The sequence below is a fragment of the Pseudomonas azotoformans genome (genome assembly GCF_001579805.1).
GTDB lineage: Bacteria > Pseudomonadota > Gammaproteobacteria > Pseudomonadales > Pseudomonadaceae > Aquipseudomonas > Aquipseudomonas azotoformans_A.
Window position 1 is genome coordinate 5,491,726 of the sequence record NZ_CP014546.1, and the last position, 24,465, is coordinate 5,516,190.

At 62.5% G+C, this 24,465-nt stretch carries 26 protein-coding genes; 9 read left to right on the plus strand and 17 right to left on the minus strand.

What is annotated here, in order from left to right; all coding sequences use genetic code 11:
* Window positions 1-164 precede the first annotated feature (164 nt).
* Entirely contained in the window at window positions 165-1,583 is a 1,419-nt protein-coding gene (locus AYR47_RS25075; protein ID WP_033896738.1) for a mechanosensitive ion channel family protein, read from the minus strand.
* On the minus strand, window positions 1,583-2,512 hold the full coding sequence (locus AYR47_RS25080; RefSeq protein WP_033896739.1) for a LysR family transcriptional regulator: 930 nt from the start codon (window positions 2,510-2,512) through the stop codon (window positions 1,583-1,585). Before AYR47_RS25080 ends, AYR47_RS25075 begins: the two co-directional genes overlap by 1 nt.
* 220 nt (window positions 2,513-2,732) lie before the next feature.
* On the opposite strand from AYR47_RS25080, the gene AYR47_RS25085 reads away from it, so the two are divergent.
* The 4 genes from AYR47_RS25085 (at window position 2,733) to AYR47_RS25100 (ending at window position 6,722) form a co-directional block, all read left to right on the plus strand.
* The gene (locus AYR47_RS25085) at window positions 2,733-4,271 is read left to right on the plus strand and encodes a sensor histidine kinase (protein ID WP_082781536.1); all 1,539 of its coding nucleotides are present in this window, start codon (window positions 2,733-2,735) and stop codon (window positions 4,269-4,271) included.
* Window positions 4,268-4,939: a response regulator transcription factor gene (locus AYR47_RS25090; protein ID WP_061448873.1), complete on the plus strand. Its 672-nt coding sequence runs from the start codon at window positions 4,268-4,270 to the stop codon at window positions 4,937-4,939. The genes AYR47_RS25085 and AYR47_RS25090 overlap by 4 nt, the downstream gene beginning before the upstream one ends.
* 81 nt (window positions 4,940-5,020) lie before the next feature.
* A complete protein-coding gene (locus AYR47_RS25095) occupies window positions 5,021-5,389 on the plus strand; it encodes a response regulator transcription factor (RefSeq protein WP_033896742.1) in 369 nt (122 codons plus the stop codon).
* A gap of 133 nt (window positions 5,390-5,522) precedes the next feature.
* Entirely contained in the window at window positions 5,523-6,722 is a 1,200-nt protein-coding gene (locus AYR47_RS25100; RefSeq protein WP_033896743.1) for an NAD(P)/FAD-dependent oxidoreductase, read from the plus strand.
* Window positions 6,723-6,794: 72 nt separating this feature from the next.
* On the opposite strand, the gene aqpZ is transcribed toward AYR47_RS25100, so the two are convergent.
* The 4 genes from aqpZ to AYR47_RS25120 all read right to left on the minus strand — a co-directional run bounded on the left by aqpZ (window position 6,795) and on the right by AYR47_RS25120 (window position 10,351).
* On the minus strand, window positions 6,795-7,496 hold the full coding sequence (gene aqpZ / locus AYR47_RS25105; protein WP_206542892.1) for an aquaporin Z: 702 nt from the start codon (window positions 7,494-7,496) through the stop codon (window positions 6,795-6,797).
* A gap of 102 nt (window positions 7,497-7,598) precedes the next feature.
* A complete protein-coding gene (locus tag AYR47_RS25110; RefSeq protein WP_033896745.1) occupies window positions 7,599-8,783 on the minus strand; it encodes a sugar transporter in 1,185 nt (394 codons plus the stop codon).
* A 123-nt stretch (window positions 8,784-8,906) separates the two neighbouring features.
* Complete coding sequence (locus AYR47_RS25115) at window positions 8,907-9,266, minus strand: type 1 fimbrial protein (RefSeq protein ID WP_033896746.1); 360 nt, start codon at window positions 9,264-9,266, stop codon at window positions 8,907-8,909.
* An 86-nt stretch (window positions 9,267-9,352) separates the two neighbouring features.
* Entirely contained in the window at window positions 9,353-10,351 is a 999-nt protein-coding gene (locus tag AYR47_RS25120) for a bile acid:sodium symporter family protein (protein WP_038846999.1), read from the minus strand.
* Between the two features lie 86 nt (window positions 10,352-10,437).
* Between AYR47_RS25120 and AYR47_RS25125 the strand changes: the two genes are divergently transcribed.
* Entirely contained in the window at window positions 10,438-11,226 is a 789-nt protein-coding gene (locus AYR47_RS25125; protein WP_061448874.1) for an AraC family transcriptional regulator, read from the plus strand.
* Here AYR47_RS25125 and AYR47_RS25130 read toward each other — a convergent pair.
* From AYR47_RS25130 to AYR47_RS25160, 7 genes are all read right to left on the minus strand, one after another.
* Entirely contained in the window at window positions 11,223-12,458 is a 1,236-nt protein-coding gene (locus tag AYR47_RS25130; RefSeq protein WP_082781537.1) for a Zn-dependent hydrolase, read from the minus strand. The genes AYR47_RS25125 and AYR47_RS25130 overlap by 4 nt on opposite strands.
* Window positions 12,451-12,933, minus strand: a complete 483-nt coding sequence (locus tag AYR47_RS25135; protein WP_033896750.1) for an L-2-amino-thiazoline-4-carboxylic acid hydrolase — start codon at window positions 12,931-12,933, stop codon at window positions 12,451-12,453. The genes AYR47_RS25130 and AYR47_RS25135 overlap by 8 nt, the downstream gene beginning before the upstream one ends.
* Before the next feature lie 57 nt (window positions 12,934-12,990).
* Complete coding sequence (locus AYR47_RS25140; protein WP_061448876.1) at window positions 12,991-14,130, minus strand: branched-chain amino acid ABC transporter substrate-binding protein; 1,140 nt, start codon at window positions 14,128-14,130, stop codon at window positions 12,991-12,993.
* 63 nt (window positions 14,131-14,193) lie between these two features.
* The gene (locus AYR47_RS25145; protein WP_061448877.1) at window positions 14,194-14,910 is read right to left on the minus strand and encodes an ABC transporter ATP-binding protein; all 717 of its coding nucleotides are present in this window, start codon (window positions 14,908-14,910) and stop codon (window positions 14,194-14,196) included.
* Complete coding sequence (locus AYR47_RS25150) at window positions 14,903-15,676, minus strand: ABC transporter ATP-binding protein (RefSeq protein WP_016977293.1); 774 nt, start codon at window positions 15,674-15,676, stop codon at window positions 14,903-14,905. The genes AYR47_RS25145 and AYR47_RS25150 overlap by 8 nt, the downstream gene beginning before the upstream one ends.
* Complete coding sequence (locus AYR47_RS25155) at window positions 15,673-16,758, minus strand: ABC transporter permease subunit (protein WP_061448878.1); 1,086 nt, start codon at window positions 16,756-16,758, stop codon at window positions 15,673-15,675. Before AYR47_RS25155 ends, AYR47_RS25150 begins: the two co-directional genes overlap by 4 nt.
* Window positions 16,755-17,702 carry a branched-chain amino acid ABC transporter permease gene (locus tag AYR47_RS25160; protein WP_061448879.1) on the minus strand — a complete coding sequence of 316 codons (948 nt, stop codon included), beginning with the start codon at window positions 17,700-17,702 and terminating at the stop codon, window positions 16,755-16,757. Before AYR47_RS25160 ends, AYR47_RS25155 begins: the two co-directional genes overlap by 4 nt.
* Window positions 17,703-17,874: 172 nt before the next feature.
* Here AYR47_RS25160 and AYR47_RS25165 point away from each other — a divergent pair, with 172 nt between their 5' ends.
* Window positions 17,875-18,771, plus strand: a complete 897-nt coding sequence (locus AYR47_RS25165) for a LysR substrate-binding domain-containing protein (RefSeq protein WP_061448880.1) — start codon at window positions 17,875-17,877, stop codon at window positions 18,769-18,771.
* On the opposite strand, the gene AYR47_RS25170 is transcribed toward AYR47_RS25165, so the two are convergent.
* Window positions 18,768-19,781: an ABC transporter substrate-binding protein gene (locus tag AYR47_RS25170; protein ID WP_061448881.1), complete on the minus strand. Its 1,014-nt coding sequence runs from the start codon at window positions 19,779-19,781 to the stop codon at window positions 18,768-18,770. The genes AYR47_RS25165 and AYR47_RS25170 overlap by 4 nt on opposite strands.
* Window positions 19,782-19,929: 148 nt before the next feature.
* On the opposite strand from AYR47_RS25170, the gene AYR47_RS25175 reads away from it, so the two are divergent.
* Entirely contained in the window at window positions 19,930-20,826 is an 897-nt protein-coding gene (locus AYR47_RS25175) for a LysR family transcriptional regulator (protein ID WP_033896763.1), read from the plus strand.
* Here AYR47_RS25175 and AYR47_RS25180 read toward each other — a convergent pair whose 3' ends face one another.
* Window positions 20,827-21,219 (minus strand): RidA family protein, encoded by a 393-nt coding sequence (locus AYR47_RS25180; RefSeq protein ID WP_061448882.1) that lies wholly within the window; start codon window positions 21,217-21,219, stop codon window positions 20,827-20,829.
* A 164-nt stretch (window positions 21,220-21,383) separates the two neighbouring features.
* On the opposite strand from AYR47_RS25180, the gene AYR47_RS25185 reads away from it, so the two are divergent.
* Complete coding sequence (locus AYR47_RS25185) at window positions 21,384-21,812, plus strand: hypothetical protein (RefSeq protein WP_061448883.1); 429 nt, start codon at window positions 21,384-21,386, stop codon at window positions 21,810-21,812.
* Here AYR47_RS25185 and AYR47_RS25190 read toward each other — a convergent pair whose 3' ends face one another.
* Entirely contained in the window at window positions 21,813-22,562 is a 750-nt protein-coding gene (locus tag AYR47_RS25190; RefSeq protein ID WP_061448884.1) for an SDR family NAD(P)-dependent oxidoreductase, read from the minus strand. It abuts the gene before it with no gap.
* Between the two features lie 130 nt (window positions 22,563-22,692).
* Between AYR47_RS25190 and AYR47_RS25195 the strand changes: the two genes are divergently transcribed.
* Complete coding sequence (locus AYR47_RS25195) at window positions 22,693-23,619, plus strand: LysR family transcriptional regulator (protein ID WP_038847026.1); 927 nt, start codon at window positions 22,693-22,695, stop codon at window positions 23,617-23,619.
* Here the strand turns inward: AYR47_RS25195 and AYR47_RS25200 are convergent.
* The gene (locus tag AYR47_RS25200) at window positions 23,613-24,362 is read right to left on the minus strand and encodes an SDR family NAD(P)-dependent oxidoreductase (RefSeq protein ID WP_033896770.1); all 750 of its coding nucleotides are present in this window, start codon (window positions 24,360-24,362) and stop codon (window positions 23,613-23,615) included. The two genes, AYR47_RS25195 and AYR47_RS25200, sit on opposite strands and share 7 nt — an antisense overlap.
* Window positions 24,363-24,465: the final 103 nt, after the last annotated feature.

Below are 24,465 nucleotides of genomic sequence, written 5' to 3' on the forward strand. Positions count from 1 at the left end.
GCTGTCGTGGCGAGCGGGCTTGCCCCGCGTTGGGCTGCGAAGCAGCCCCAATAAGATCACCGCATTGGTTCAGATAAACCGAGGCGCCTGGTTTTTAGGGCCGCTTCGCGCCCCAACGCGGGGCAAGCCCGCTCGCCACTAGAACCGTGCTCGCCACAGTGGGCTCAGTGTTTCTGGAGCCACCGCAGCAAACCAGTTTTCTTGACCGGCGCAGGTTTCTTCAGCACCACCGCCTCCCGGATGTCTTCGCGCTGATGCTGCAACCGATCCAATGCCATCAACAAATCACTGCTGTGCTGCAACTGCGCGCCCAGCAGTGATTTTTCGATGCGGAACAACCGCCCGCTGGTGAGGCTGCGAAATTGCCCACGGGAACGCCCGTCCGCCAAGATGCCCTCCTCACCCATCACTTCGCCGGGGCCCATGCGACCGGCTTCGACCACACGGTCACCATCATGGATGGCTACCGACACCACGCCCGTGGCGATGATCATCAGGCTATCGGCGACTTCATCGAAGGCCAACAGCACCTGATTGGCCTGGAAGTCCACGGGGGCCATGGCCTCGGCCAGGCGGTCGCGTTCCTCAAGGCTGAGGGCACGCATGACCCGGACTTCCTCCAGCAATTGCCGCTGGCGGCTCCAAGCCTTGGTGTTGGAGCCTTCACCCCAGGTCAGCCCAGCCGCTTCAAGGTGTCGATGGGCCAGGTCAAACATCAGGTTGCGCACGCCGCTGCGGGCCGAGCGTGAGGCGACGAAGCCCTTGAGTTCGTATTCGTTGAATTCCAGTTGCGAGCTCTTGATCGAGACTTTGGGCCCCGGCAGCAAGGCGTGAGTACCCTGCAAGGCTTTTTCCAAGGCCTCCAGTGCCAGGCGAGGCGCGATGCCGCTGGGCACCGCCAGGCTGACGCTGACGCCATGCGCCCCGCCCGGCCGGCTGTGGTTGAGGATCTTGGCCTTGGCCGCCAGGGAATTGGGCACCACAGCGGTGCTGCCCGCTTCCGTCTGCAAATGAGTAGAACGCCAATCGATGTCCAGCACCTTGCCCTCAACCCCATCGATGCTGACCCAATCATCGATCTGATAGGGCTTGGTGGTGTTGATCACGATGCCGCTGAACACGTCGCTCAACGTGCTTTGCAGCGCCAGGCCGAGGATGATCGCCATGGCGCCCGAGGTCGCCAACAGGCCCTTGACCGGCAGTTGCAGCACATAGGCCGCTGCGCCGACGATGGCGACCAGGAAGATCACCGCCCCCAGCACGTCATGCAGCAAGCGCGCGCTCTGCCCCACACGAGTGGTGAGGCCGTGGCCGAGGATCACGGTCAGGGTGCGTGCGGCGAACAACCACCAGCCGATGCCCAGCACGGTCGCCATCAGGTTGAGCACCGCGTCTTCCGGCCAAGGCGGTGGCTGCAAGGGGCTGATGCCGGCCGCCACCATGACCCAGCAAAACAGCGCGAACACCAGCACGCGCAACCCGCTGCGCAAGGTACGTCGCGCCGGGCCAAGGCCTTGCCACAACACCAGGTCCAGCAGGATCAGCACGCCGCCGAGCAGCAAGGGATGAGTAGAGAGGTTCATCAACTGGCCACCGCGAGCACCACCGGCTCGCCCAGGAACACGCTGCAGCGCGACCGCAACCAGCGCTCTCCCGGATCGTTATGGGTGGTGCCGCGCCACACCAGCGCCAGTTCCTGTTCGGGCAGCTCCAGCGGCGCACACTGCGCGCGAAGCCCACCGACTCCGGCCATGGCGTGCGCCACATAGTCGGGCACGATGGCGAGCATGTCGCTGTCGGCGAGCAGCACCGGTAACGCGCTGAACTGCGGCACAGTAAGCACCACTTTGCGCTGGCGCCCGATCAGGCCCAGCGCGCGGTCGGAGTCATCGATCACATTGCCCATGGACGACACGACCGCGTGGGGCCGCTGGCAGAACTCGTCCAGTCCCACTTCCCCTGGCCGGTGATCGGCGCGCAGCAGCATCGGGCGCATCGGCCGCAGGCTTTTGCGGCGTGCATTGGCCGGCAGTTCCTGGGTGTGGCTGATGCCCAGGGAGATCTCACCACTGGTGAGCAGTTGCGACATCTGCCAGTGATCGGCGCGGCGCACCACCAGGGTCATGTTGGGTGCCTCGATACGCAGGCGCCGCAACAGGCTGGGCAGCAAGGCGTATTCCACGTCGTCGGACAGGCCGATATGAAAAGTGGCCTCGCTGGTCGCCGGGTTGAACGCCTGGCAGCGACTCAGCGCCGCCGCAATGCTGTCCAGCGCCGGGCCGAGATTGCTGAAGATTTCCTCGGCACGGGACGTGGGTTGCATCAGCCGCCCAGCGCGAATGAACAGCGGGTCATCGAACATCAACCGCAAGCGGCCGAGGGCACTGCTGATGGTCGGCTGGCCAAGGAACAATTTCTCGCCGACCCGGCTGACATTGCGCTCATGCATCATCGACTCGAACACCACCAGCAGATTGATGTCAGCACGACGCAGGTCATTTCTGTTCATCATGTTAGCCACCCGGCCGCAGGGCCTTGGAGAGGAGTGAGAGGCCTCAGGTTATGGCGGCGCGGGCCGAGCGTCACTCCTACCTGGGGTCAGCGCGCTCATACCTGGGTATAGGGTTTGGCAGGATTTCAGGGTTTTGTGTCCTACTCGGTGAGAACGGATGCTTTTAAAGTAAGTGACCCCTGCTCCACCCCCGATAACACCAACGGAGTGCCCGAACGCCATGAAAATTACCGTTCCCGCGAGCGCGCGCCGCGAACAGTCGTGGTTGACCGGCCTCTGGGACCGGCTGGTATTCACCCCCCGACAGACCCACGCACGCGCCGCGTTTGGCATCAGCCCGACCCCGGCGATCAACGCCCTGGGCTGGGTGGTCGGGCTGGTCGTGGCCTGCGGCATCTTCGTGATCAATTCCGAAACCCATACCGACTGGGCGCCGACGCTGCTGTACATCACGCTGCTGCTGATGGCGGCCAACCTGTTTTCGATCAATGTGGTGATTGGCGTCGCGCTGTTTTCCATCGCGCTGCTCACTGCGCTGTTTCTCTACAACGGCAACTATGAGCGCTGGGAATCGATCACCGGGTTCTTCCGTTGCCTCACGGCACTCTCCGCCATCACTTTTCTTGCCCTGCGCAGCAAGTACGCGGCGGACAGCCTGCGGCACAACGAGGCCTACCTGGTGGGCGCCCAGCGCTTGAGCCAGACCGGCAGCGTGAGTTTTCGTGGCGACAGCGATGCCATGTCGTGGTCCGAGGAATTGGCGCGGATTTTCGAATACCCACACCACCAGACGCCCACGGCAGCCATGGTGCTGGAGCGCACCCATCCCGACGACCATCACCTGGCCCGCGAGGTCTTCGCCAAGGCCCTGAACCGCGAGCCGCTGATCGAGGTCAAGCACCGCCTGCTGATGCCCGATGGGCGCGTCAAGCACCTGCATATGATCGCCAGCCCCGTCGAGAGCCGTGGGCATTTCGAATACCTGGGCGCGGTGAAGGACGTCACCGCCGACAAGCTCGCCGAAGAGGCGTTGTTCCATGCGCAGAGCCAACTGGCCCACGTCACCCGCATCACCTCCCTGGGTGAATTGGCCGCCTCGATTGCCCATGAAGTGAACCAGCCGCTGACCGCCATCACCAGCAGTGGCGAAGCCTGTCGGCGCTGGCTCGACCGCGTCGAACCCGACCTCAATGAAGCCCGCCAGTCTCTGGACCGCATCGTCTCCAGCGCCTGCCGCGCCAGTGAGGTGATCAGCCGCATTCGCGCGCTGTCACGCAAGTGCGACCCGCTACGCAAACCCGAGTCGCTGGACGCCATCGTCAACGAAACCCTGGGCCTGGTGCAGCACGAACTGTCGCGCCATAAAGTGCGCAGCCGCGTGGAACTGGGCGTGCTCGACGCACAGATCAACGCCGACCGCGTGCAGCTGCAACAGGTGTTGATCAACTTGATCATCAATGCCTGCCACGCCATGGAAACCGTCGCCCCGCGCCAGCGCCTGCTGCGGGTGCGCACCTGGGTAGACGGCGACAAAGTCCTGCTTGAAGTGGCCGACCAGGGCATCGGCATTGACCCCAAGGACCTGCCCACTTTGTTCCAACCCTTCTTCACCACCAAGCCCGACGGCCTGGGCATGGGCCTGTCGATCTGCCGTTCGATCATCGACTTCCACGGCGGCCGCCTCTGGGCCGCCAGCACGCCCGGCGAGGGCACCGCATTCACCTGCTCACTGCCACTGTTGGCCAAGAAGACCCCATGAACGACCTTCACCCGATGAACCGCGTGATCAGCCAGGAACCCTGGGTGTATATCGTCGATGATGATCGCCCGCTGCGCGAATCCCTCGGCAGCCTGTTGCGCTCGGTGGGCCTGCAGGTCCAGCTGTTTGGTTCGGCGGCCGAGTTCATGCACTTTCCACGCCCCGACCTGCCCAGTTGCCTGGTGCTCGACGTACGCCTGCAAGGCACCAGCGGCCTGGATTTTCAGAATGAATTGGTGGCGACGCGGATCAATCTGCCCATCGTGTTCATGACCGGCCACGGCGACATCGCCATGACCGTGCGCGCGATGAAAGCCGGTGCCGTGGACTTCCTGGCCAAGCCGTTCCGCGAGCAGGACCTGATCGACGCGGTGTGCGCCGCCCACGCCAAGGACAAGGCGCGGCGTGAGGCCGAGCGTGGTGATGATGCGTTGCGCAGCCGCTACGCCACCCTCACCCCCCGCGAGCAAACGGTGATGGCGCTGGCGGTTTCCGGCCTGATGAACAAGCAGATTGCCGGCGAGATCGGCCTGAGTGAAATCACCGTGAAGATCCATCGCGGCCAGGCGATGCGCAAGATGCTCGCCCGCTCTTTCGCTGATCTGGTACGTATGGCCCAGGCCCTCGGCATCCCGGTCAAGCAACAGTCTGGGTATACGCACGTATAGTATGTTGCCGGTGTGGACGGCGTATCGTGGGGTGATGGCGGGTTGCTTCCATGTGCAGCCCGATAGCCTCCAGGTAACGAAATGTCCGACACGAAGATAATTGCCATCGTCGATGATGATGAGTCCGTTCGCCTGGCACTGGATGGGTTGCTGCGCTCCAACGGCTACAGCGTCCGGCTCTATGCGAATGCCGAAGCCTTCCTCGACTCGGATGCCCCCCGCACCACCGCCTGCCTGATCAGCGACATCCAGATGCCTGGCCTCACCGGCATCCAGCTCTACGAAACCCTGCATGCCGATGGCGTCTCACTGCCGGTGATTTTCATCACCGGCTACCCCGGCCCGCCGCCCAGCATCGACCCGGCATTGCCACCGCCGATTGCGTTCTTTCCCAAGCCGTTTTCCTGCGCCCAACTGATGGCCTGTCTCGCCGATGTGTTGGGCCGCTAATACCTTGGTATAGCCGCCTCACACCTATGCATGCCTGCACTGACCCTAGGTAGAAGTGTTCAAGGCAAGTCACCTGGATAGTCTGGCTCCACACAGTCCCACTCACGCAACAACGCCTCTCCAGGAGCAAACCATGAAACAGCACATTCTTATTATTGGCGCAGGGTTCGGTGGTGTCTGGAGCGCGTTGAGCGCGGCCCGCCTGCTGGACAAACATGACCGCAACGACGTGCAGATCAGCCTGCTCGCCCCGCAACCGGAACTGCGCATCCGCCCACGTTTCTACGAACCCGACGTGCACACCATGATGGCGCCGCTGGGCCCGTTGTTCGACGCGGTGAACGTGACGTTCATTGAAGGCGCGGCGGACAGCATCGACGAGAATGGCAAGCAAGTGACCTACCGCAACGCGGCCGGCACCTCCACCACCATCCAGTACGACCGCCTGGTGCTGGCCGCTGGCAGCCGTCTGAATCGCCCGCAGATGCCAGGTATCGAGCATGTCTTCGATGTGGACCAGATCGAAGACGCCACGCGCCTCGAAGCGCATATCAAGGCCCTGAAGAACCTGCCTGACAGCGCGGCGCGCAATACCGTGGTGGTCGCCGGGGGTGGTTTTACCGGTATCGAGACCGCCACCGAAATGCCGGCGCGCCTGCGTGAAGCACTGGGTGACAAGGCTGACATTCGCGTCGTGGTGGTCGACCGTGGCCCGCAGATCGCCGCGTCCATGGGCGATGGCATTCGCCCATCGATCATCGAAGCGAGCACGGAACTGGGCCTGGATTGGGTGCTCAATACCTCGGTCGCCTCGGTGGATGCCGGCGGCGTGACCCTGGCGAATGGGCAGCGGATCGAATCCAGCACCGTGATCTGGACCATTGGCTTTCGCGCCAACCCGCTCACCGAACAGGTCAGCGGCACCCGCGATCCCCAGGGCCGCCTGCATGTGGACGGCAACCTCAAGGTCAAGGGCCAGGCCGACGTGTTCGCCGCTGGCGACGTGGCTTACGCCGCCACCGATGATTTGGGCAACTTCGCCGGCATGTCCTGCCAGCACGCCATCGCCCTGGGCCGTTATGCCGGCAACAACGTGGCCGCCGACCTGATCGGCGTCGCGCCGATGACCTACAGCCAGCCCAAGTACGTGACCTGCCTCGACCTTGGTGCCTGGGGCGCGGTGTTCACCGAAGGCTGGGACCGCCAGCTGAAACTGGTCGGCCAGGAAGCCAAGGACCTCAAGCACCAGATCAACACCGTGTGGATCTACCCACCGGCCGCTGATCGTGCGGTGGCGCTGGCGGCGGCTGACCCGTTGATCCCGGTGGCCTGATCCCCGAACGCCCTACACCGGCCAGCTCACTCCTTGCTGCCCCGGTCACTCCCGAGCGCCCGCCGATGATGTTTAGGCGGGCGTTTTTTTATCGTCCTCACCCAACGAACGCGCCGCCAAGGCCCCCATCACCCCGCCCACCATCGGCGCCAGCCAGAACAGCCAAAGCTGCGCCAGGTACTCGCCCCCGGCAAACAACGCCGGCCCGGTGCTGCGTGCGGGGTTCACCGAGGTATTGGTCACCGGGATCAACACCAGGTGAATGAGCGCCAGCGCCAAGCCAATCGCAATCGGCGCAAAACCAGGCACCGCGCCCGGTGCGGTCACACGCATGATGATGAACAAGAAGAAAAACGTGGCGATGAACTCTGCGAGCAGCGCGGCCTTCATGTCGAAGTGGCCAGGGCTCAATGGACCATAACCGTTGGCGGCAAAACCACCCACTGTAAAATCCGGCTGCCCATTGGCAATCAGGTACAAAGCCGCTGCCGCGCCCATCGCACCGGCAACTTGCGCCGCGATATACGGCAGCACATCACCGCCGGCCACACGCCGCCCCGCCCATAAACCTAGGGTCACCGCCGGGTTGAAATGCCCACCGGAAATACCGCCTACCGCATAGGCCATGGTCAGCACCGTGAGCCCGAACGCCAGTGAAACGCCGACAAACCCAATACCCAGTTCCGGGAAAGCCGCCGCCAGGATGGCGCTGCCGCAGCCGCCAAACGTCAGCCAGAAAGTACCGATAAACTCGGCGGTCAAACGCTTTTGCACAATCGACTCCATTGCTGTTCAAGTGCCGTCACCACAGACCGTGGGCGGTCGTGGGGGACGGTAGCAATGGGTATCAAATTGCTGTGTAAGCCTTGTCCTGTTTTATCGGGTTACGACACCTTGCCCAAACCGGCGGATCGCCAGGCAATAGCCAATCAACGCCAGCGCCGCGAGCAACCCGCCCGCCGCGCCGATCCAGGCAAAGCCAAACTGGCTGCCGACCCAACTGCCCATCAGGGCACCACCGCCGATGCCGATGTTGTAGATGCCGGAAAACATCGCCATGGCCACGTCGGTTGCATCCGGTGCTAGTACCAGCACCTTGGATTGCATCGCCAGACCAAAGCCCATGATCGCCATGCCCCAGAACACGCTCAACACCACCAGGTAGGATTCTGCACCGCTCAACGGCAGCAGCAGCGCCAGGCAGGCGGCGAGGATGAATACCGCGCCGACCACGAACAGGTGCGGGTTGAATCGGTGCACCAGGCTGAACAGCAGCGAGCCGATGATGCCGGCGCCGCCGAACACCAGCAGGATCAGGGTGACCGCGCTGCCGCTCATGCCGGCGACGCCTTCGACGAAGGGTTCGATGTAGCTGTAGGCAGTGAACTGCGCGGTCACGGTCATGGCGGTGAGCACGTACAACGCCACCAGCGCCGGGCGCTTGAACAGCAGCGGCAGGCTGCGCAAGGAGCCGGAGTTCTGGCTCGGCAGCAGCGGCAAGGTGCGCGCCAGCCAGAACACCAGGGCGGCGGCGAATGCGCCGATCACCAGGAACGTGGTGCGCCAGCCCATGGCTTCACCCAGCAGGCGGCCCAGTGGAATCCCCAATACCATCGCCAAAGAAGTACCGGTAGCCAGTAGACCGAGGGCTTGCACCTGCTTGCCTTCCGGCGCCAGGCGCACTGCAAGGGACGCGGTGATCGACCAGAACAAGGCGTGAGACAAGGCAATGCCAATGCGGCTGATCATCAAAAGGCCGAAGCTGTTGGCGACACTGGAGAGAATGTGGCTGACGATAAACATGCAAAACAGCACGATCAGCAGCTTGCGCCGTTCGACGTTGCGGGTCAGCAGCATCACCGGCAGCGAGGTCAGGGACACGATCCAGGCGTAGATGGTGAGCATCAGGCCGACGCTGGACACGGGCATGTCGAAGCTGGCACCGATGGCGCTGAGCAGCCCGACAGGCACGAATTCGGTGGTATTGAACACAAAGGCGGCCAACGCGAGGGCGATGACCGGTTGCCAGTTGGCTTGGGGCGTTGCGGCTGAAATGCTCATTGAAGGGCGCGGTACTCGGACGATGATCAGACGGCCACCCAGGACAAGCGCCGCCGCCGAGCATTCTATAGGTTTCTGGCGCGGCTGTTGACGCCGATCCGGCTCAAAACAACCTCAACCCCATCACGGCGCGCTCAGGGTGACCACGTAGGCCCCCGATTGAATGGGCTTGCCGAGGGCGTCCACCAGCACATACCGTTGGTCGTAATAGCGCCCATCACGGCTGTCGGCGACTAACTTGACGTTAGCCTGCGCAGTGCCCAGCGCCTTCACCGTGCGCACCGGTTGCACCGCCAACTGGCTGCCACGCAGGGCCTGGGGGCAGCCCTTGAATTCCAGCGTCGACCCGCCTGGCGCAGCCGCATGACAACTGGGCTCGACAATACTGCCGTGAAATTGAATGACGCCTGAGGGCGCCGCCAGGCAAGCCCCCGCCCATACCGCAAGAACGCCGGTAACCAGTGACAAACGTTTAACGTTCATGTCGACGCTCCTTCTTGGGTAGTTAAGAAGGTAGTCGTCTGGCCCGGCGTTTACTTGAGCTTATTCGGCAAAGGCTGTGACGTAGATCAAGGATCCACCTGCCCCATCATTTCTGGAATGCTTTCCGGCCGCTTGGCATAACGCTGGGCCAACGCCGCGCAGACCATCAGCTGAATCTGGTGGAACAGCATCAGCGGCAAAATCAGCACGCCCATGGTTGCCCCGGCGAACAACACCTGAGCCATCGGCACACCGGTTGCCAGGCTCTTCTTCGAACCACAGAACAGGATGGTGATGCGGTCTTCCTGATTGAAGCCAAAGGCCTTGCCCAACACGGTCGAGGCCACCAGCACCAAGGCGAGCAACACGCAGCACGCCACCACCAACCCACCCAGCTCCCACAACGGGATCTGGTGCCAGATGCCTTCGTTGACCGCTTCGCTGAACGCGCCATAGACCACCAGCAGAATCGAGCCCTGATCAACGAACTTCAGCCAGGATTTATTGCGGCCGACCCACTCACCGATCCAACGACGGGCGATTTGCCCGGCGATGAATGGCAGCAGCAATTGCACGCTGATTTTCAAGATCGCGTCGACGGTCGAACCACCCTCGCCGTGCACGTTGAGCAACAGGGTCACCAGCAACGGCGTGAGGAAGATCCCGAACAGGCTGGACGCCGCCGCACTGCAAATCGCCGCCGGGATATTGCCCCGCGCCAGCGACGTAAACGCAATTGCCGATTGCACCGTGGCCGGCAGGGCGCAGAGGTAGAGCATGCCCATGTACAGGTCTTTACCGATCAGCGGCGACAGCACCGGTTTGAGCGCAAGGCCCAGCAACGGAAACAGCACAAAGGTCAGGCTGAACACCAATAGATGCAGGCGCCAGTGCCCGGCACCGGCAACAATTGCCTGGCGCGACAGCTTGGCGCCGTGCAGGAAGAACAGCAGCGCTATCGCAAGGTTGGTGACCCAGCCGAAGGCCACGGCGGTCTGGCCGCTGGCGGGCAGCAGGGAAGCGAGGATCACCGTGGCGATCAGCGTCAGGGTGAAGTTGTCGGGCAGAAAACGGGGGCGAGTCATAAGCAGGATCTTCCGGGGGTTGCCAAGAGCGTCGTCGCGACTCTAACGTAACGGCTTGTTACCGACTAACGCCAATGAGCCAGTAAATGCCGCCTAAAGGACACGATAAGACCGTCCGCCGCAGTGTGCCTGGGCTTTCCAGCCTGCCACGGCCGGTGTACGGACGCACCGAATCCTTGCCCAATCGTGCGTTGACCCGTCGCCACAGCCACCCGTGGGTGCAATTGTCCTACGCGATTTCCGGGGTGCTGGAGATCCAGACCAGCGTCGGCCGCTTCGTCGCGCCGCCTCAGCGCGCGGTGTGGATTCCGGCCGGTATGCCGCACCGCGTGTTCAGCTCGCCCCACACGGAGATGCGCAGCCTGTACCTGGATTGCAGCGTCACCGCCTGGGCGGATGAGCGCTGCCATGTGCTGGAGGTAAGCAGTTTGCTGCGGGAGTTGATCCGCAGTTTCAGCGAACTGCCGGTGGAATATGCCGAGGATGGACCGGATGGGCGCCTGGCCCAAGTGGTACTGGACCAACTGGCGGCGGCGCCGCAAGTCGACCTGATGCTGCCGCTGCCGCTGGACCCGCGTTTACGCCAGATCTACCGCAGCATGAATTCACACCCGGAGCAGCAGACGACCTTGGGCCAGTGGAGCCAGAAGCTGGGGGTGAGCGAGAAGACCCTCAGCCGCTTGTTCCTGAGCGACACCGGGCTGACCTTTCGGGCGTGGCGCCAGCGTTTGCGATTGCTCACCGCCCTGCCCGCCCTGGAGCAGGGCGAGCGGGTGACGGATGTGGCGCTGGGGTGTGGGTATGAATCCACCTCGGCGTTTATCAATGCATTTCGCCAGCAGTTCGAGGCGACGCCGGGTGAGTTCTTTCGCTAGGCAGAAGCCTTCGCCAGCATCGCCTGGAGCAACACATCCGCGCCCGCCGTCGACCATTCCTGGGAAATTTCTTCCGCCTCGTTATGGCTCAACCCATCCACACAGGGCACAAAGATCATCGCCGTCGGCGCCACCTGGTTCAGGTAGCAGGCATCGTGCCCGGCGCCGGAAATCATCGGCCGATGGCTATAGCCCAACGCCTGCGCCGACGCCCGCACGACTTCGACACAGCCCGCATCAAAGGCAATCGGCGCGTACTGGAAGATCTGCTTCACGCTGTGCTGCAAGCCAATGCCGTCGGCAATCTGCGCCACGGCATCACGCAACTGCTGGTCCTGGCGTGCCAAGACCGCTTCATCGGGGTGACGGAATTCCACACTGAAAAACACCCGCCCCGGCACCACGTTGCGTGAGTTGGGGAAGATATTCGCCATGCCCACCGTGGCCCGCCCTTCGGCGCCCTGCTCCAGGCCCAACCCGTTGACGGCCTCGACCACCCGGGCAAAACCGAGCAAGGCATCCAGGCGATGATCCATGGGCGTGGTGCCGGCGTGGGCGCTGCGGCCGCTCAGTTCCACTTCATACCAGCGTTGGCCCTGGGCGCCGGTGACCACGCCGATGGTAATGCCCTGCGCTTCGAGGATCGGGCCTTGTTCGATATGCAGTTCGAACGCGGCGTGGATGGCTTGGCCGCCCACCGGCTCGGTGCCAGCGTAGCCGATTTGCTGCAGCGCCTGGCCAATGGTCACGCCGGCTTTGTCTTCACGGGACAGCCCGTATTCCAGGTCAAACACGCCCGCGTAGACGCCCGAGGAAATCATCGCCGGCGCAAAGCGTGAGCCTTCTTCGTTGGTCCAGTTGACCACTTCGATGGGCCGGTCGGTCTCGATACCCAGGTCATTCAGGGTGCGCAGCACTTCCAGGCCCGCAAGCACACCGTAGATGCCGTCGTACTTGCCGCCAAAGGGCTGGGAATCGCCGTGGGAACCGGTCATCACCGGGGCCAAATCGTCGAAGCGCCCCGCGCGACGGGCGAAGATATTGCCCATGGCATCCACGCGAATGCTGCAACCGGCCGCCTCGCACCACTGCACGAACAGGTCGCGGCCACGGCGGTCTTCGTCGGTCAGCGCCAGGCGTGATACGCCGCCTTTTTCGGTGGCGCCGATCTGCGCCATTTCCATCAGCGAAGCCCACAGGCGTTCGCCGTTCACACGCGCCAGCTTACTCATGGGGTTTGGCCCGATAGCGGAAGTCACAACGGTGATCGCCGCCCATGATGGTCTGGGTGCGGGTCAACTGGATGTCCGGGTTGTAGCCGACGATAAACAGCTCGTCACGGTTGCACGACAGCAGATGGCCGATCTCGCCCAGGCCCATATCGTGGTACATCTCGGCGTAGCGGCAGCGCTTGACGTCGTAGTCATAGTGCTCGGCGTCACTGGCGATGATCTCGACCTTCAGCGCGTCGTCCTTCTCCCACAGCACTTGCAGCTCCACGAAACTCTTGAGGTCGGCGCCCTGCTCTTCCAGCGACGCAAAATGCTTGCCGGCCTGGATCGCGGCATTGCCCACGGCTTCACCAATCACGGCAGCGGCAAAGTCCTTGCCCTGTTCGCGCTTGAGGATCTCGTAGATCGGCTTGATGATTTCGGCCTCGATGCGCCGCCGGGCGAGGATGCCCAGTTCACCTTCCAGTTTGCTCATTGTGTGCCTCCATCAGCTCCACAGAATCGGGTGCCCGGCAGGCACCCGACAATACGATTATTGACCGCCTGCCACGCTCACCGGCTGCCATTGATTGGCCTTGACCTGGTAAACGGTGAACGTCGGTTTCTTCAAGTTGCCTTCGCCGTCAAAGGCGATGGTGCCGGTCACGCCCTCATAGCTGATGGCGCGCAGCACCGGCAGGTATTTCTGCGGGTCCACCGAATCTGCTTTCTCGATAGCCGCCACCAACACCCCCACACCGTCGTAGGCGAACGGCGCGTGCAGTTCGATGTTGGTTTTGTAGCGTTCCTTGTAAGCCTGCTCGAACGCCTTGCCGCCTGGCATCTGCGCAATCGCCAGGCCCGGCTCCAGGGCGATCACGCCCTCGCCTTCGTTCTGCGCCAATTGCAGGAAGGTCTGGCTGACGAAACCACCGGCGCCCATCAGCGGCGCCTTGATCCCCAGTTGCTTGATGCGACGGGCCAACGGCGCGGCCTGGGCGTCGACGCCGCCGAAGAAGATCAGGTCCGGGTTCTGGCTACGGATATTGGTCAGCACGGCGCTGAAGTCGATGGTCTTGTCGTCCACGTATTCGCGGGACACCACCTTGGCGCCACCGGCTTCAATGGATTTGACGAACTGGTCCGCCAGGCCCTGGCCAAACGCGGTGCGGTCGTCGATCACGGCGATACGCTGGGCCTTGAGGGTTTTCAGGGCGTAGTCGCCGGCGACCTGACCACCATCGTCGTCATGGCCCATGATGCGGAAACTGGTGTCGAACCCTTGCTGGGTGTAAGCGTGACCGGTAGCCACCGGCGCCACCTGGGCGATGCCCGCGTCGTGGTAAACCCGTGCCGCCGGGATGCTGGTGCCGGTGTTCCAGTGGCCGACCACGCCCACCACGCCTTCGTCGACCAGGCGCTGGGCCACGGTGACGGCAGTGCGTGGGTCGGACTGGTCGTCTTCGGACACCAGCTTGAAGGTCACGGCTTCACCGTTGATCTTCGGGTGCTTGGCGTTGGCCTGGTCGATGGCCAGTTGCGCGCCGTTTTCCAGGTCCTTGCCGATGCGGGCCGACGGGCCAGTGAGCGGGCCGGCGAGGCCGATCAACACAGTCTGGTCGGCCTGGGCCACGGCGCTGGCCAGGCTGCTCAGGGTCAGGCCGATCAATGCGGTTTTCTTCAAGGTGTTCATGGGTTATTCCTGCTAAGTGTCGGGCGGGTCGGAACACGCCGGGCGTCCGGTAGCGTCATGGTTTTATTCACCGAGGTAAGCACTGCGCACCTCGGGGTGTTCAAGTAAATCCTGGGAAGGGCCGGTCAAGGTGATGCGCCCGGTGTCCATCACGTAGGCACGGTCGGTGACTTGCAGCGCCAGCCGTGCGTTCTGCTCCACCAGCAACAGGGTCATGCCCTGGCGACAGACGTCGTCGATCACCTGGAAAATCTTCTCGACCATGATCGGTGCCAAGCCCATGGACGGTTCGTCCAGGATCAACAAGCGCGGGCGTGACAACAGTGCACGGGCCAGGGCGAGCATCTGTTGCTCACCACCGGACAGCAGCCCGGCGGACTGGTGCAGACGCTCTTCCAGGCGCGGGAAGTGTTCGAACAACTGGCGCATTTCGCGCTGCACGTGCGCGTTATCGCGGCGCAAAAAGGCGCCAGCCTGCAGGTTTTCCAACACGCTCATGCGCGCGAAAATCCCGCGCCCCTCGGGGACCATGGCGATGCCCTGGCGCAGCAGCTGTTCCGGGGCCTGGCCGAGAATCGATTGCCCGGCAAAATGGATCGACCCCTTGGCCGCCGGCAGCAAGCCGGTCAAGGCCTTGAGGCTGGAGGACTTGCCCGCGCCATTGGCGCCGATCAGCGTGACGCGCTCGCCTTCAGCGATATGCAGGTCCAGGGACTTGACGGCTTCGATGGCGCCATAGCGCACCTGCAAGCCCTCGACGCTCAACAAGGCTTCAGACATGCGCACTGGCTCCCAGATAGGCCTGGATCACCGCCGGATGCTGACGCACTTCGGCGGGTGGGCCGACGGCGATAACCTGGCCATAGTCGAGCACGCTGATGCGGTCGCATACGCCCATCACCAGCTTGACGTCATGTTCGATCAGCAACAGCGTGTGGCCGTCGTCGCGGATCTTTTCCAGCAGGCCGCGCAGTTGCACTTTCTCGCTGGCGTTCATGCCCGCCGCCGGTTCATCCAGGGCCAGCAAGCGTGGCTCGGTGGCCAGGGCGCGGGCGATTTCCAGGCGGCGTTGATGGCCGTAGCTGAGGCTGTCGGCGCGGTAATGGGCAAAGCCGGCCAAGCCTACATACGCCAACAAACGATGGGCATGGGCACGGGTTTGCGCCTCTTCTTCCTGCGCGCGGCGGTGACGGCTCAAGGCCGCCCACAGGCCGTTGCGGGTGCGCACATGGCGCCCGACCATCACGTTTTCCAGGGCGCTCATGGCATTGAACAGGCGGATATTCTGGAACGTACGGGCAATACCGGCCTCGGCCACCTGATGCACACTGGTGGGCTGGTAGTCACGGCCATCGAGCTGGAAGCGCCCGGAATCCGGGGTGTACAAGCCGGTCATCACATTGAAGAACGTGGTCTTGCCCGCGCCGTTCGGGCCGATCAACCCGTAGATCTCACCGGGCTGGATGCTCAGGCTCACATCGGTCAGCGCCGCAACGCCGCCGAAGTGCTTGTTGACCTGGTCTATCTGCAACAGGGGTGCGTTCATCGTGCCACTCCTTTGGGCCACAGCCCGGCCGGTCGGTAGAGCATCGCCAGGATCAGCGCCAGGCCGTAGAACAACTGGCGGATGATTTCCGGGTCCACCAGCACCTGGCCGAACAGCGCCTGTTGCAGTGGCCCCATGCTCGCGCGCAAGGCTTCGGGCAAGGCCGCCAGCAACACGCAGCCGAGGATCACGCCGGGGATATGGCCCATGCCACCCAGCACCACCATGGCCAACACGGCGATGGACTCGTTGAGGGTGAAGGACTCCGGCGAAACAAAACCCTGGAACGAAGCGAACAGCGCCCCGCTTACCCCGCCGAACGCGGCGCCGATGGCAAACGCCAACAGCTTGAGGCGCACGGTATTCACGCCCATGGCCTGGGCCGCCTCTTCGTCTTCACGGATCGCCACCCAGGCGCGGCCGATGCGCGAGCGCTCCAGGCGGATGCAGGCAAACAGAATCAGCACCACCAGCGCAGCAAACAGGTAGTAATAGAGGTAGACCGACGGCAGGCGCAGGCCGAACAGCTCCTGGGTGCGACCGAGGTTCACGCCCAGCAGGTTGACCGGATCGACCTGGGCAATGCCTTTGGGCCCGTTGGTGATATTCACCGGGCGATCGAGGTTGCGCAGCAGGATGCGGATGATTTCGCCAAAGCCCAGGGTCACGATGGCCAGGTAATCGCCGCGCAGGCGTAGGGTCGGTGCGCCCAGCACCACGCCGCAACCGGCAGCGAGCAGTGCGCCCAACGGCAAGATCAGCCAGATCGAGGTGTGCATCCCTGCCGGCAACAGCGCGGCCAATGCCGGGAACTGTTGCAGCAAATGGGGTGACGAGAGCAACGCTGCCAGATAGGCACCCACCGCGTAAAACGCGATGAAGCCCATGTCCAGCAGCCCGGCGTAGCCAACCACGATGTTCAGGCCGAGGGCGAGCATGATGTACAGCAGGGCAAAGTCCAGGGTACGCACCCAGGTGTTGCCGCCGGCATGCCCGACGATCCAAGGCGCCAATACCAGGGCCAAGGCGAACAGCAGCAAGCCGAGACTCGCACGCTTGTTGGGAGACAGAGACTGGATCATGCGCGGGTCGCCAAACGTTCGCCCAACAGCCCGGAAGGACGGAACACCAGCACCGCGATCAACACGATAAAGGCGAACACATCCTGGTAATTACTGCCGAACACGCCGTTGGTGGCCGCACCCAGGTAACCGGTGCCCAGGGCTTCGATCAGCCCCAGCAGCAGGCCGCCGAGCATGGCGCCCTTGAGGTTGCCGATACCGCCCAGCACCGCGGCAGTGAAGGCTTTGATGCCAGGCAAAAAGCCCATGTAGAAATGCGCGCTGCCATAGTTGCTGGCCATCATGATCCCGGCGAGTGCTGCCAGGGCGCCGCCGATGGCGAAGGTGATCACGATAATCCGATTGGGGCTGATGCCCATCAGGCTGGCGACCTGGGGGTTTTCCGCCACGGCACGCATGGCCCGGCCGAAGCGCGTGCGCTCCACCAGCACCAGCAGCGCGACCATCACTGACAAGGCGATGGCGATGGTGGTCAGCGCCGTGACGTTGGTAATCGCCGGGTGCGCCGAGGCTCCGGCCGACACTTCAATCGGCGCCAGCGGCAGCAGTTGCGGAAACATCTGCGGGTTACGGGTCCAGACCAGCATGGCGATGGTTTGCAGCAACAGCGACACGCCAATCCCGCTGATCAGGGGCGCCAGGCGCGGCGCATGGCGCAGGCGGCGATAGGCGACGCGCTCGATCACCACCGCGAGTACTGCGCAAAACGCCATGGCAACGACGGTGGCACACAGCAACACCAGCACCGGCGGCAGTTCTGGAAAGGTCGCCTGCAACAGGCGAATCATCGACAACCCCACCAACGCGCCGATCATCAACACGTCGCCGTGGGCAAAGTTGATGATGCGCAAAATGCCATAGACCATGGTGTAACCCAGAGCCACCAGCGCGTAGAGACTGCCCGTCATCAAGCCATTGAGCAGTTGTTGGATAAACCCATCCATCAGGACCAGAAACCTCAGTGCGTGCAAGGGCGGCACACTAAGCATCTATTCTGTTTTTATCAAATATCAGAAAGTCATATGCATATACCAAACGAATAACAGGCCTTTTATGCCATAAATACGGCACTTACGACTCTTTATCCAGATTAAAAGTTAGTATTTAATTCAACACATGAATAAATCAGAACAGTTAGCCAACGACCCTCCCCTGCGTGCCGTGCGCACCTTCGAAGCGTTCGCGCGCCATGGCGGCGTGAATGCCGCCGCGCGCGAGCTGGACGTGTCCGCCTCGGCCATCAGCCATCAACTGCACTTGCTGGAAGATTTCCTGCAACAGCCACTGACCTTGCGTCAGGGCCGCAACCTGGTACTCACCGATGAAGGCCGCGAGTACTACCGCGCGATTCGTTCGGCCTTCGCCGTACTGCGCAGCGCCACCGAGCACGTGCGCGAAAAAAGCGCCACGCGCCAGGTGACCATCAGCCTGATCCCGCTGTTTGGTATCAACCTGTTCATCCCGCGCCTGGCGGACTTTCTGAAGGACCACCCGGCGCTGGACATCAACGTGACCTACGCCAACCACCGCAGTTACCCCAGCGATGCGGCCGACCTGTCGATCCGCTTCGGCACCGGGCATTGGCCGGGTTATCACAGTGAGCCGCTGATCTCCGGCGCGGTGACGCCCTATTGCAGCCGCGATTTCCTGGCGCAACATGGCCCCATCGACTCGCCCGAGGCGTTGAGCCAGCTGCCACTGCTGCACGACGAAGAACGCGGCACCTGGGGCCAGTGGTTCGAAGCGGCCGACGTGGACACCACGGCGCTGAATGGGCTGTTGTTGGAAGACGGCCAACTGGCGCTCACCGCCACGCTCACCGGCCTCGGCTGCGCCTTGCTGCGCGAGCCGTTGGTGGCGCCCCTGGTAGCCAGTGGCGAGTTGGTGAAGTTGTTTGAACGGGAGGTCAATGATGGCCGCCAGTACTACCTGTGCCGGCGGGCCAACAGTGAATTGTCGAGCGAGGGGAATGACTTGTATGACTGGATCAAGCGCAGCTTGATTGCCGGTTAGCTGCCATTGCCGCCATGGGCTTCTTCGAAGAAGTAGTCCTTCCAGCTGGCGGCCTTGTTTTTCAGCACACCGAGTTCCTGCAATTTTTCGGCGTAGATGTAAGTGCGCTGCGGCACGATGGTGAAGTCGATTTCCGGGTCCTGGACAATTTTTTCAACCAGGTCCAACGGCAACTTCGACTGTTCTACGCGAATATAGGCCTTGGCCGCAGCCGGTTTGTCGGCCTTGATAATGGTCTCGGCCTCGGCCAGCGCGTCATAGAACGCTTTGTAGGTCTTGGGGTTTTCGTCGTGGAATTTCTGCGTGGTGTAGAGCACGTTGAACGTCGCCTGCCCGCCCAGGATGTCGTAGGAACTGAGCACCTTGTGCACGTTGGGATTCAACAGTTCCTGGTACTGGAACGGCGGGCTGGAGAAGTGCGAATTGATCTCCGAGCCGCCGGCAATCAGCGCGGCGGTCGCGTCGGGGTGAGCCAGGCTGATGGAGATGTCGTCAAACTTCTTGTAGTTGGCATCGCCGAACTGCTTGGCGGTCTCGATCTGCAGCGTGCGCGACTGGAAACCCACGCCGGCGGCGGGCACGGCGATGCGGTCTTTTTCGGTGAAGTCCTTGAGAGTCTTCACGTTGGGGTTGTTAGTCAGCAGGTAGTTGGGCATCGAGCCAAGGGAAGCGATGGCCTTGACGTTCTGCTTGCCCTGGGTGCGGTCCCACAGGGTGAGCATCGGCGGCACCCCGGCCGAGACCACGTCCAACGCACCCGCCAGCAGCGACTCATTCATCGCCGTGGCGCCGGAAATGCTGTTCCACTCCACCTGGATGTCCAGGCCCTGTTCCTTGCCGTGCTTTTCGATCAGGTGCTGGTCGCGCACCACGTCGAGGATCAGGTAGCCGATCCCGAATTGCTGGGCGATGCTGATCTTGCCTTCGGCTTGGGCGCCGGGGCTGAGCAAAGCACTTGCGGCAGCCAGCGAGGCCGCCAGGAGAGTCAGGGAGGAGCGCTTGAGGGTCATGGAAAGTCTGCCGCACTGTTGAGAAGGTGAGCGAGGGTAGTCACGATTTTTAAGACAGGAAAAGAATATATAAATCTATTCTTATGCCGTTTTTCTACATAACCGAGCTGCTATATTGCGCATCTGCCCCGCCGCCACGAGTGACCCGATGCTGCGTACCAACCTCAATGAAATGCTGATTTTCATGGCCGTAGTCGACGCTGCCAGTTTTGTCGCGGGCGGCCAGACCATGGGGCTGACCCGCTCGGCGGCCGGCAAAGCCGTCACACGCCTAGAGGACAACCTGGGCGTACGCTTACTCAACCGCACCACGCGCACCCTGAGCCTGACCGATGAAGGTCGTGCGCTGTACGACCAGGGCTTGCAGATACTGGCTGCCGTCGACACAGCGCAAAACAGCATCGGCCAGCCTAGCGGGACGCCCCGCGGCTTGCTGCGCCTGACCCTACCCGATGCCTTCGGGCGCCGTGTCGTGCTGCCGCTGCTGGACACGTACTTGAAAACCTGGCCTGACGTGCAGGTAGAAGTGAGTTTCAGCGACCGCATGGCCGACATCATCGAGGACGGCTTCGACCTGGCCATCCGCATCGGCGGCGAACACGCCGACCGACAGCTGGTTTCGCGTGTGATCGCGCGCTATCAGGCGGTACTGTGCGCATCCCCTGCCTACGTCGCCGAACGCGGATTGCCCCGTGACACCGATGCCCTCGTACAGCACGACTGCCTGTATTTCAGCAGCCGCACGCGCAAGCTGAGCTGGCGTTTTCGCGACAAGCAAGGTGAGTGGTTCAAGGCGCCGGGACGCAGCCGGGTACGCCTGGACAGCGGCGAAGCCCTGCGCGACGCCGCCGTAGCGGGCATGGGCATTGCCCAGTTGCCGGACTTCGTGATCGCCGACGACCTGGCCAGCGGGCGCCTGGTAGCGATACTGCCCGAGTTGGACGCCGGCGACGTGGAGATCATGGCGATGTACCCGAGCAAGCGCTACCTGGAACCCCGTGTACGCCGCTTTATCGACCTGCTGGCCGAACATCTGCCCGGCTGATCAATCTGCGTGAGCCACGGCCTTGATTTCGACGATCTGCGCATCCGAGGCCAGGTAATTCACGCCCACCAATGTCGCTGCCGGGCGGTGCGTGCCGATGTAGTCTTTCCAGACCGCGACCACCGCGTCGAAATCCCGCTTGGCGTGCACCAGGAAAATATCCACCGCGGCAAGGTTGTTCCGACCGATGCCAAAACCTGCCAACACATGGTCGAGATTCTCCAGGGTCTTGCGGGTTTGTGCGGCCGCATCACCATCGACGAATTCACCTTCCAGCGTGTGGGAAAACTGCCCGGAGATAAAGATCGTGCCGTTGACGCTATAACCTTGGGCGACCCCATGGCCCTCTTCCCAGGCAACACCGTGTTTATAGATGGAAGTTTGCGTGCTCATATAAGTTCGCTCCAGAAGTTGATGAGGAAACTCTAACAAGGCCATTGGCGAATGGACGTCCCCACTCCGGCGAGCACCGTTCGCGCAAAAAATCCCCATGGGGCGTGCGCGGCTGGTATTGTGCCGCGCTTTGAAAAACTGCCGAACCTGCGAGGAAATGGACGTTGAACACTGACGAAAAAATGACCGGGGACCTGTTCGAGGTGGATAAGCGCCTGTCACTCAAACCCGTGGTGGACTTCAACGCCTACCTGCGCAGCGCCTTCGGCGACGGCCCATGCAGTTGCATCCGCTGCACGGCCAGCCAAGGGAATGAAACTGGCTATGAGTTCCAGCACGCCTTTACCTTCGACGGCAAACCCACCCATCGCCGTTTTGCCACCACGGCGGGCAGCGATGTGTTGCAAGCGTTGAAGAAAGCCTGGTTGTCGTACACCAAGGCCGAGCTGCCATTGAGCGGTGTGCTGGCACTGGACACAGTGAAGGAGTTTGTCGAACCGCAACTGCACAAACGCCTGGCACCGCTGTTTTTGGCCAGTGGGTTGGTCAAGGAGGTAGAGGGGGTGTTGCAGGTTCAGCCGCAGGCGGCATGATCAGCTGTTCTGCCCGCCGTCGACATTCAGCGTGGCACCGGTGATATAGGCGGCGTCCGCACCGGACAAAAACGCCACCACACCGGCGATTTCTTCCGGCTGGCCATAACGACCCAATGCGGTCATCTGCTTGACCAGCGGCGCCATGTCGCTGGTTTCGGGGTTCATTTCGGTATTGATGGGCCCCGGCTGCACGGTGTTGACCGTGATCCCGCGCGGCCCCAGGTCCCGTGCCCAGGCGCGGCCGTACGCCGCCACGGCTGCCTTGCTGGCGGCATAGTCCCCGACACCGGCAAAAGGTACTCGACTGGCAAACATGGTGCCGATCGATACGATGCGACCGCCATCGGCCATCAGCGGCACGGCAGCGCGTACTGCGGCCACCACGCCATTCAGGTTAATCGCTTGCTGGCGGTCCAAAGCGACTGTATCGGCCGTGGGATCGCCCACCACACCCATGCTAAAGACGCCGGCGCTGTTGACCAGGATATCCAGGCGCCCGAAGTGTTCATGCACGGTCCTGACCAATGCGGCAACCGCCCCACCATCAGCTTGATCCGCCGCGACGGCAAGCCCCTTCACCCCATAGGCCTTGATCCCACGCAACACGGCCTGCGCACGCTCGGCGGAGCGGGAGTAACTGAACGCAACGTCTGCACCTTCAGCGGCCAGGCGCAGGGCGATGGCGGCGCCGATACCGCGAGACGCACCGGTGACCAATGCGACTTTACCTTTGAGAGACTGGGTCATGGTGATTCCTTGAAAAACGGTCGATTCACGGGTTGCGAACCGTAAATCAAGGTAATCTCTTCAACTTAAGTGATAAACGCTGCATTTCTGTATTCCGTATCACTCAACCAGTGACAATCTGCGAGACTCCATGGACTACTTCCAGGCCGTACAGGCGTTTCTACGCATCGTGGAGACCGGCAGTTTTGTCAAAGCCGCCGCACAGTTGCAGGTGCACCCCAATGCCGTGACCAAGATGATGCAGGCGCTGGAGTCTCACTTGCAGGTGAGGTTGCTCAACCGCACCACCCGCACGGTGACGCTGACCCCGGAAGGCAGCGCCTATCATGCCCGCATGAGCCGAGTGCTGGACCAATGGCTGGAAGCCGAGTCAGACATGGCCGTATCCCGCAACCAGCCCAGTGGCAGGCTTCGAATCGACATGGGCACTTCCATCGCCACGTTGCTGGTGATCCCGGCCCTGCGCGATTTTCATGCGCGTTATCCGCAGATCCAGATCGATATCGGCGCCAGCGACCGTACCGCCGACCTGGCCAGTGAAAGCATCGACTGCGTGATCCGGGGTGGGCACTTGGCAGATTCGGCATTGATCGCACGACGTTTGGGCAGCCTGGACTTTGTCACCTGTGCCACACCGACTTACCTGGCAGCCCACGGGATACCCAGCCACCCTGCAGAACTGGAAGAGGGCCACACGCTGGTGCGCTATTTTTTCCCCGGCAGCGGCAAGCAAAACAGACTGGAATTGTCACACGGAGAGGAAAAAGTTGCGGTGGAGGGTCGGCATTTCGTGGCGGTCAACGACAGCAACGCCTACCTGGCGGCAGGCCTGGCCGGACTGGGAATACTCCACACGTTGCGCTTCATGGTGCAACCGCACATCGATTCGGGCGCACTGGTGCCGGTGCTACACGAATGGTCAGCGGCGCCCAATCCATTGTCGGTGGTGTACATGCCCAACCGGCATCTGAGTGCACGGGTGCGGGTGTTTGTGGAGTGGCTGGTAGAGTTGTTTGCCGCACACCCTCATGTGCGGCAAGGATCAGACCGTCAGTAACCCACACCCCGCACACCACCGGAAGCCCGGATCGATTCGCCGGTCACCCAATGAGCCTCATCGGAGGCGAGGAACACAGCCAGCGGCGCGATATCTTCCGGCTCACCAAAGCGCCCAAGGGGCGTACCGGCGATCAGCGACTGGCCAAATTCGCCGGCAAAATTGCCATCGGTGGCCGGCGTGTTGGTATGGCCCGGCAGGATCGAGTTGACCCGGATCCCCTTCGGCCCCAATTCCCGCGCCAGGGCGAAGGTCAGCGTGTCCACCGCGCCCTTGGTGGCCGAGTACACGCTGGAAGCCAGGTAGGGGTCGGTGCTGAGGATCGAGCTGATGTTGATGATGCTGCCGCCCTGCCCCAGCAACTTCACCGCTTCGCGCGCCGCCAGCAGATAGCCCAGCACGTTGAGGTTGAACTGTTTGTGAAAGGCCTCTTCGGTCAGGTCTTCAATCATCTGGAACACCGCGACGCCTGCGTTGTTGACCAGGATATCCAGCCTGCCGAATTGCTCACCGACCGTTGCGAACAGCCGCGTAACGTCGGCGCCCACACTCATGTCCGCCTGCACACTGATCGCTTTGCCGCCGTGCTGCTGGATATGCGCAACCACTGCGTCGGCGTCGGTTTGACTTGTGGCGTAATTGACTACCACGGTCGCGCCGGCTGCCGCCAAGCCTTTTGCGATCCCTGCGCCGATGCCTTTCGAGGCACCGGTGACCACTGCAATTTTTCCGTCGAGCTTCATGATTCTGGTCTTCCCAAGGTTGAGTGATGTCGCTTGCCACCAGTATTCGGCCCGCCATAGGAATGCCGGTTGCCGGTTTTTCTCCCATGCTTGCCTATTCTTC

Coding starts and splice junctions, on each gene's coding strand:
- AYR47_RS25075 (WP_033896738.1), bottom strand. CDS start 1,583: ATGAACCTCTCTACTCATCCCTTGCTGCTCGGCGGCGTGCTGATCCTG.
- AYR47_RS25080 (WP_033896739.1), bottom strand. CDS start 2,512: ATGATGAACAGAAATGACCTGCGTCGTGCTGACATCAATCTGCTGGTG.
- AYR47_RS25085 (WP_082781536.1), top strand. CDS start 2,733: ATGAAAATTACCGTTCCCGCGAGCGCGCGCCGCGAACAGTCGTGGTTG.
- AYR47_RS25090 (WP_061448873.1), top strand. CDS start 4,268: ATGAACGACCTTCACCCGATGAACCGCGTGATCAGCCAGGAACCCTGG.
- AYR47_RS25095 (WP_033896742.1), top strand. CDS start 5,021: ATGTCCGACACGAAGATAATTGCCATCGTCGATGATGATGAGTCCGTT.
- AYR47_RS25100 (WP_033896743.1), top strand. CDS start 5,523: ATGAAACAGCACATTCTTATTATTGGCGCAGGGTTCGGTGGTGTCTGG.
- AYR47_RS25110 (WP_033896745.1), bottom strand. CDS start 8,783: ATGAGCATTTCAGCCGCAACGCCCCAAGCCAACTGGCAACCGGTCATC.
- AYR47_RS25115 (WP_033896746.1), bottom strand. CDS start 9,266: ATGAACGTTAAACGTTTGTCACTGGTTACCGGCGTTCTTGCGGTATGG.
- AYR47_RS25120 (WP_038846999.1), bottom strand. CDS start 10,351: ATGACTCGCCCCCGTTTTCTGCCCGACAACTTCACCCTGACGCTGATC.
- AYR47_RS25125 (WP_061448874.1), top strand. CDS start 10,438: ATGCCGCCTAAAGGACACGATAAGACCGTCCGCCGCAGTGTGCCTGGG.
- AYR47_RS25130 (WP_082781537.1), bottom strand. CDS start 12,458: ATGAGTAAGCTGGCGCGTGTGAACGGCGAACGCCTGTGGGCTTCGCTG.
- AYR47_RS25135 (WP_033896750.1), bottom strand. CDS start 12,933: ATGAGCAAACTGGAAGGTGAACTGGGCATCCTCGCCCGGCGGCGCATC.
- AYR47_RS25140 (WP_061448876.1), bottom strand. CDS start 14,130: ATGAACACCTTGAAGAAAACCGCATTGATCGGCCTGACCCTGAGCAGC.
- AYR47_RS25145 (WP_061448877.1), bottom strand. CDS start 14,910: ATGTCTGAAGCCTTGTTGAGCGTCGAGGGCTTGCAGGTGCGCTATGGC.
- AYR47_RS25150 (WP_016977293.1), bottom strand. CDS start 15,676: ATGAACGCACCCCTGTTGCAGATAGACCAGGTCAACAAGCACTTCGGC.
- AYR47_RS25155 (WP_061448878.1), bottom strand. CDS start 16,758: ATGATCCAGTCTCTGTCTCCCAACAAGCGTGCGAGTCTCGGCTTGCTG.
- AYR47_RS25160 (WP_061448879.1), bottom strand. CDS start 17,702: ATGGATGGGTTTATCCAACAACTGCTCAATGGCTTGATGACGGGCAGT.
- AYR47_RS25165 (WP_061448880.1), top strand. CDS start 17,875: ATGAATAAATCAGAACAGTTAGCCAACGACCCTCCCCTGCGTGCCGTG.
- AYR47_RS25170 (WP_061448881.1), bottom strand. CDS start 19,781: ATGACCCTCAAGCGCTCCTCCCTGACTCTCCTGGCGGCCTCGCTGGCT.
- AYR47_RS25175 (WP_033896763.1), top strand. CDS start 19,930: ATGCTGCGTACCAACCTCAATGAAATGCTGATTTTCATGGCCGTAGTC.
- AYR47_RS25180 (WP_061448882.1), bottom strand. CDS start 21,219: ATGAGCACGCAAACTTCCATCTATAAACACGGTGTTGCCTGGGAAGAG.
- AYR47_RS25190 (WP_061448884.1), bottom strand. CDS start 22,562: ATGACCCAGTCTCTCAAAGGTAAAGTCGCATTGGTCACCGGTGCGTCT.
- AYR47_RS25195 (WP_038847026.1), top strand. CDS start 22,693: ATGGACTACTTCCAGGCCGTACAGGCGTTTCTACGCATCGTGGAGACC.
- AYR47_RS25200 (WP_033896770.1), bottom strand. CDS start 24,362: ATGAAGCTCGACGGAAAAATTGCAGTGGTCACCGGTGCCTCGAAAGGC.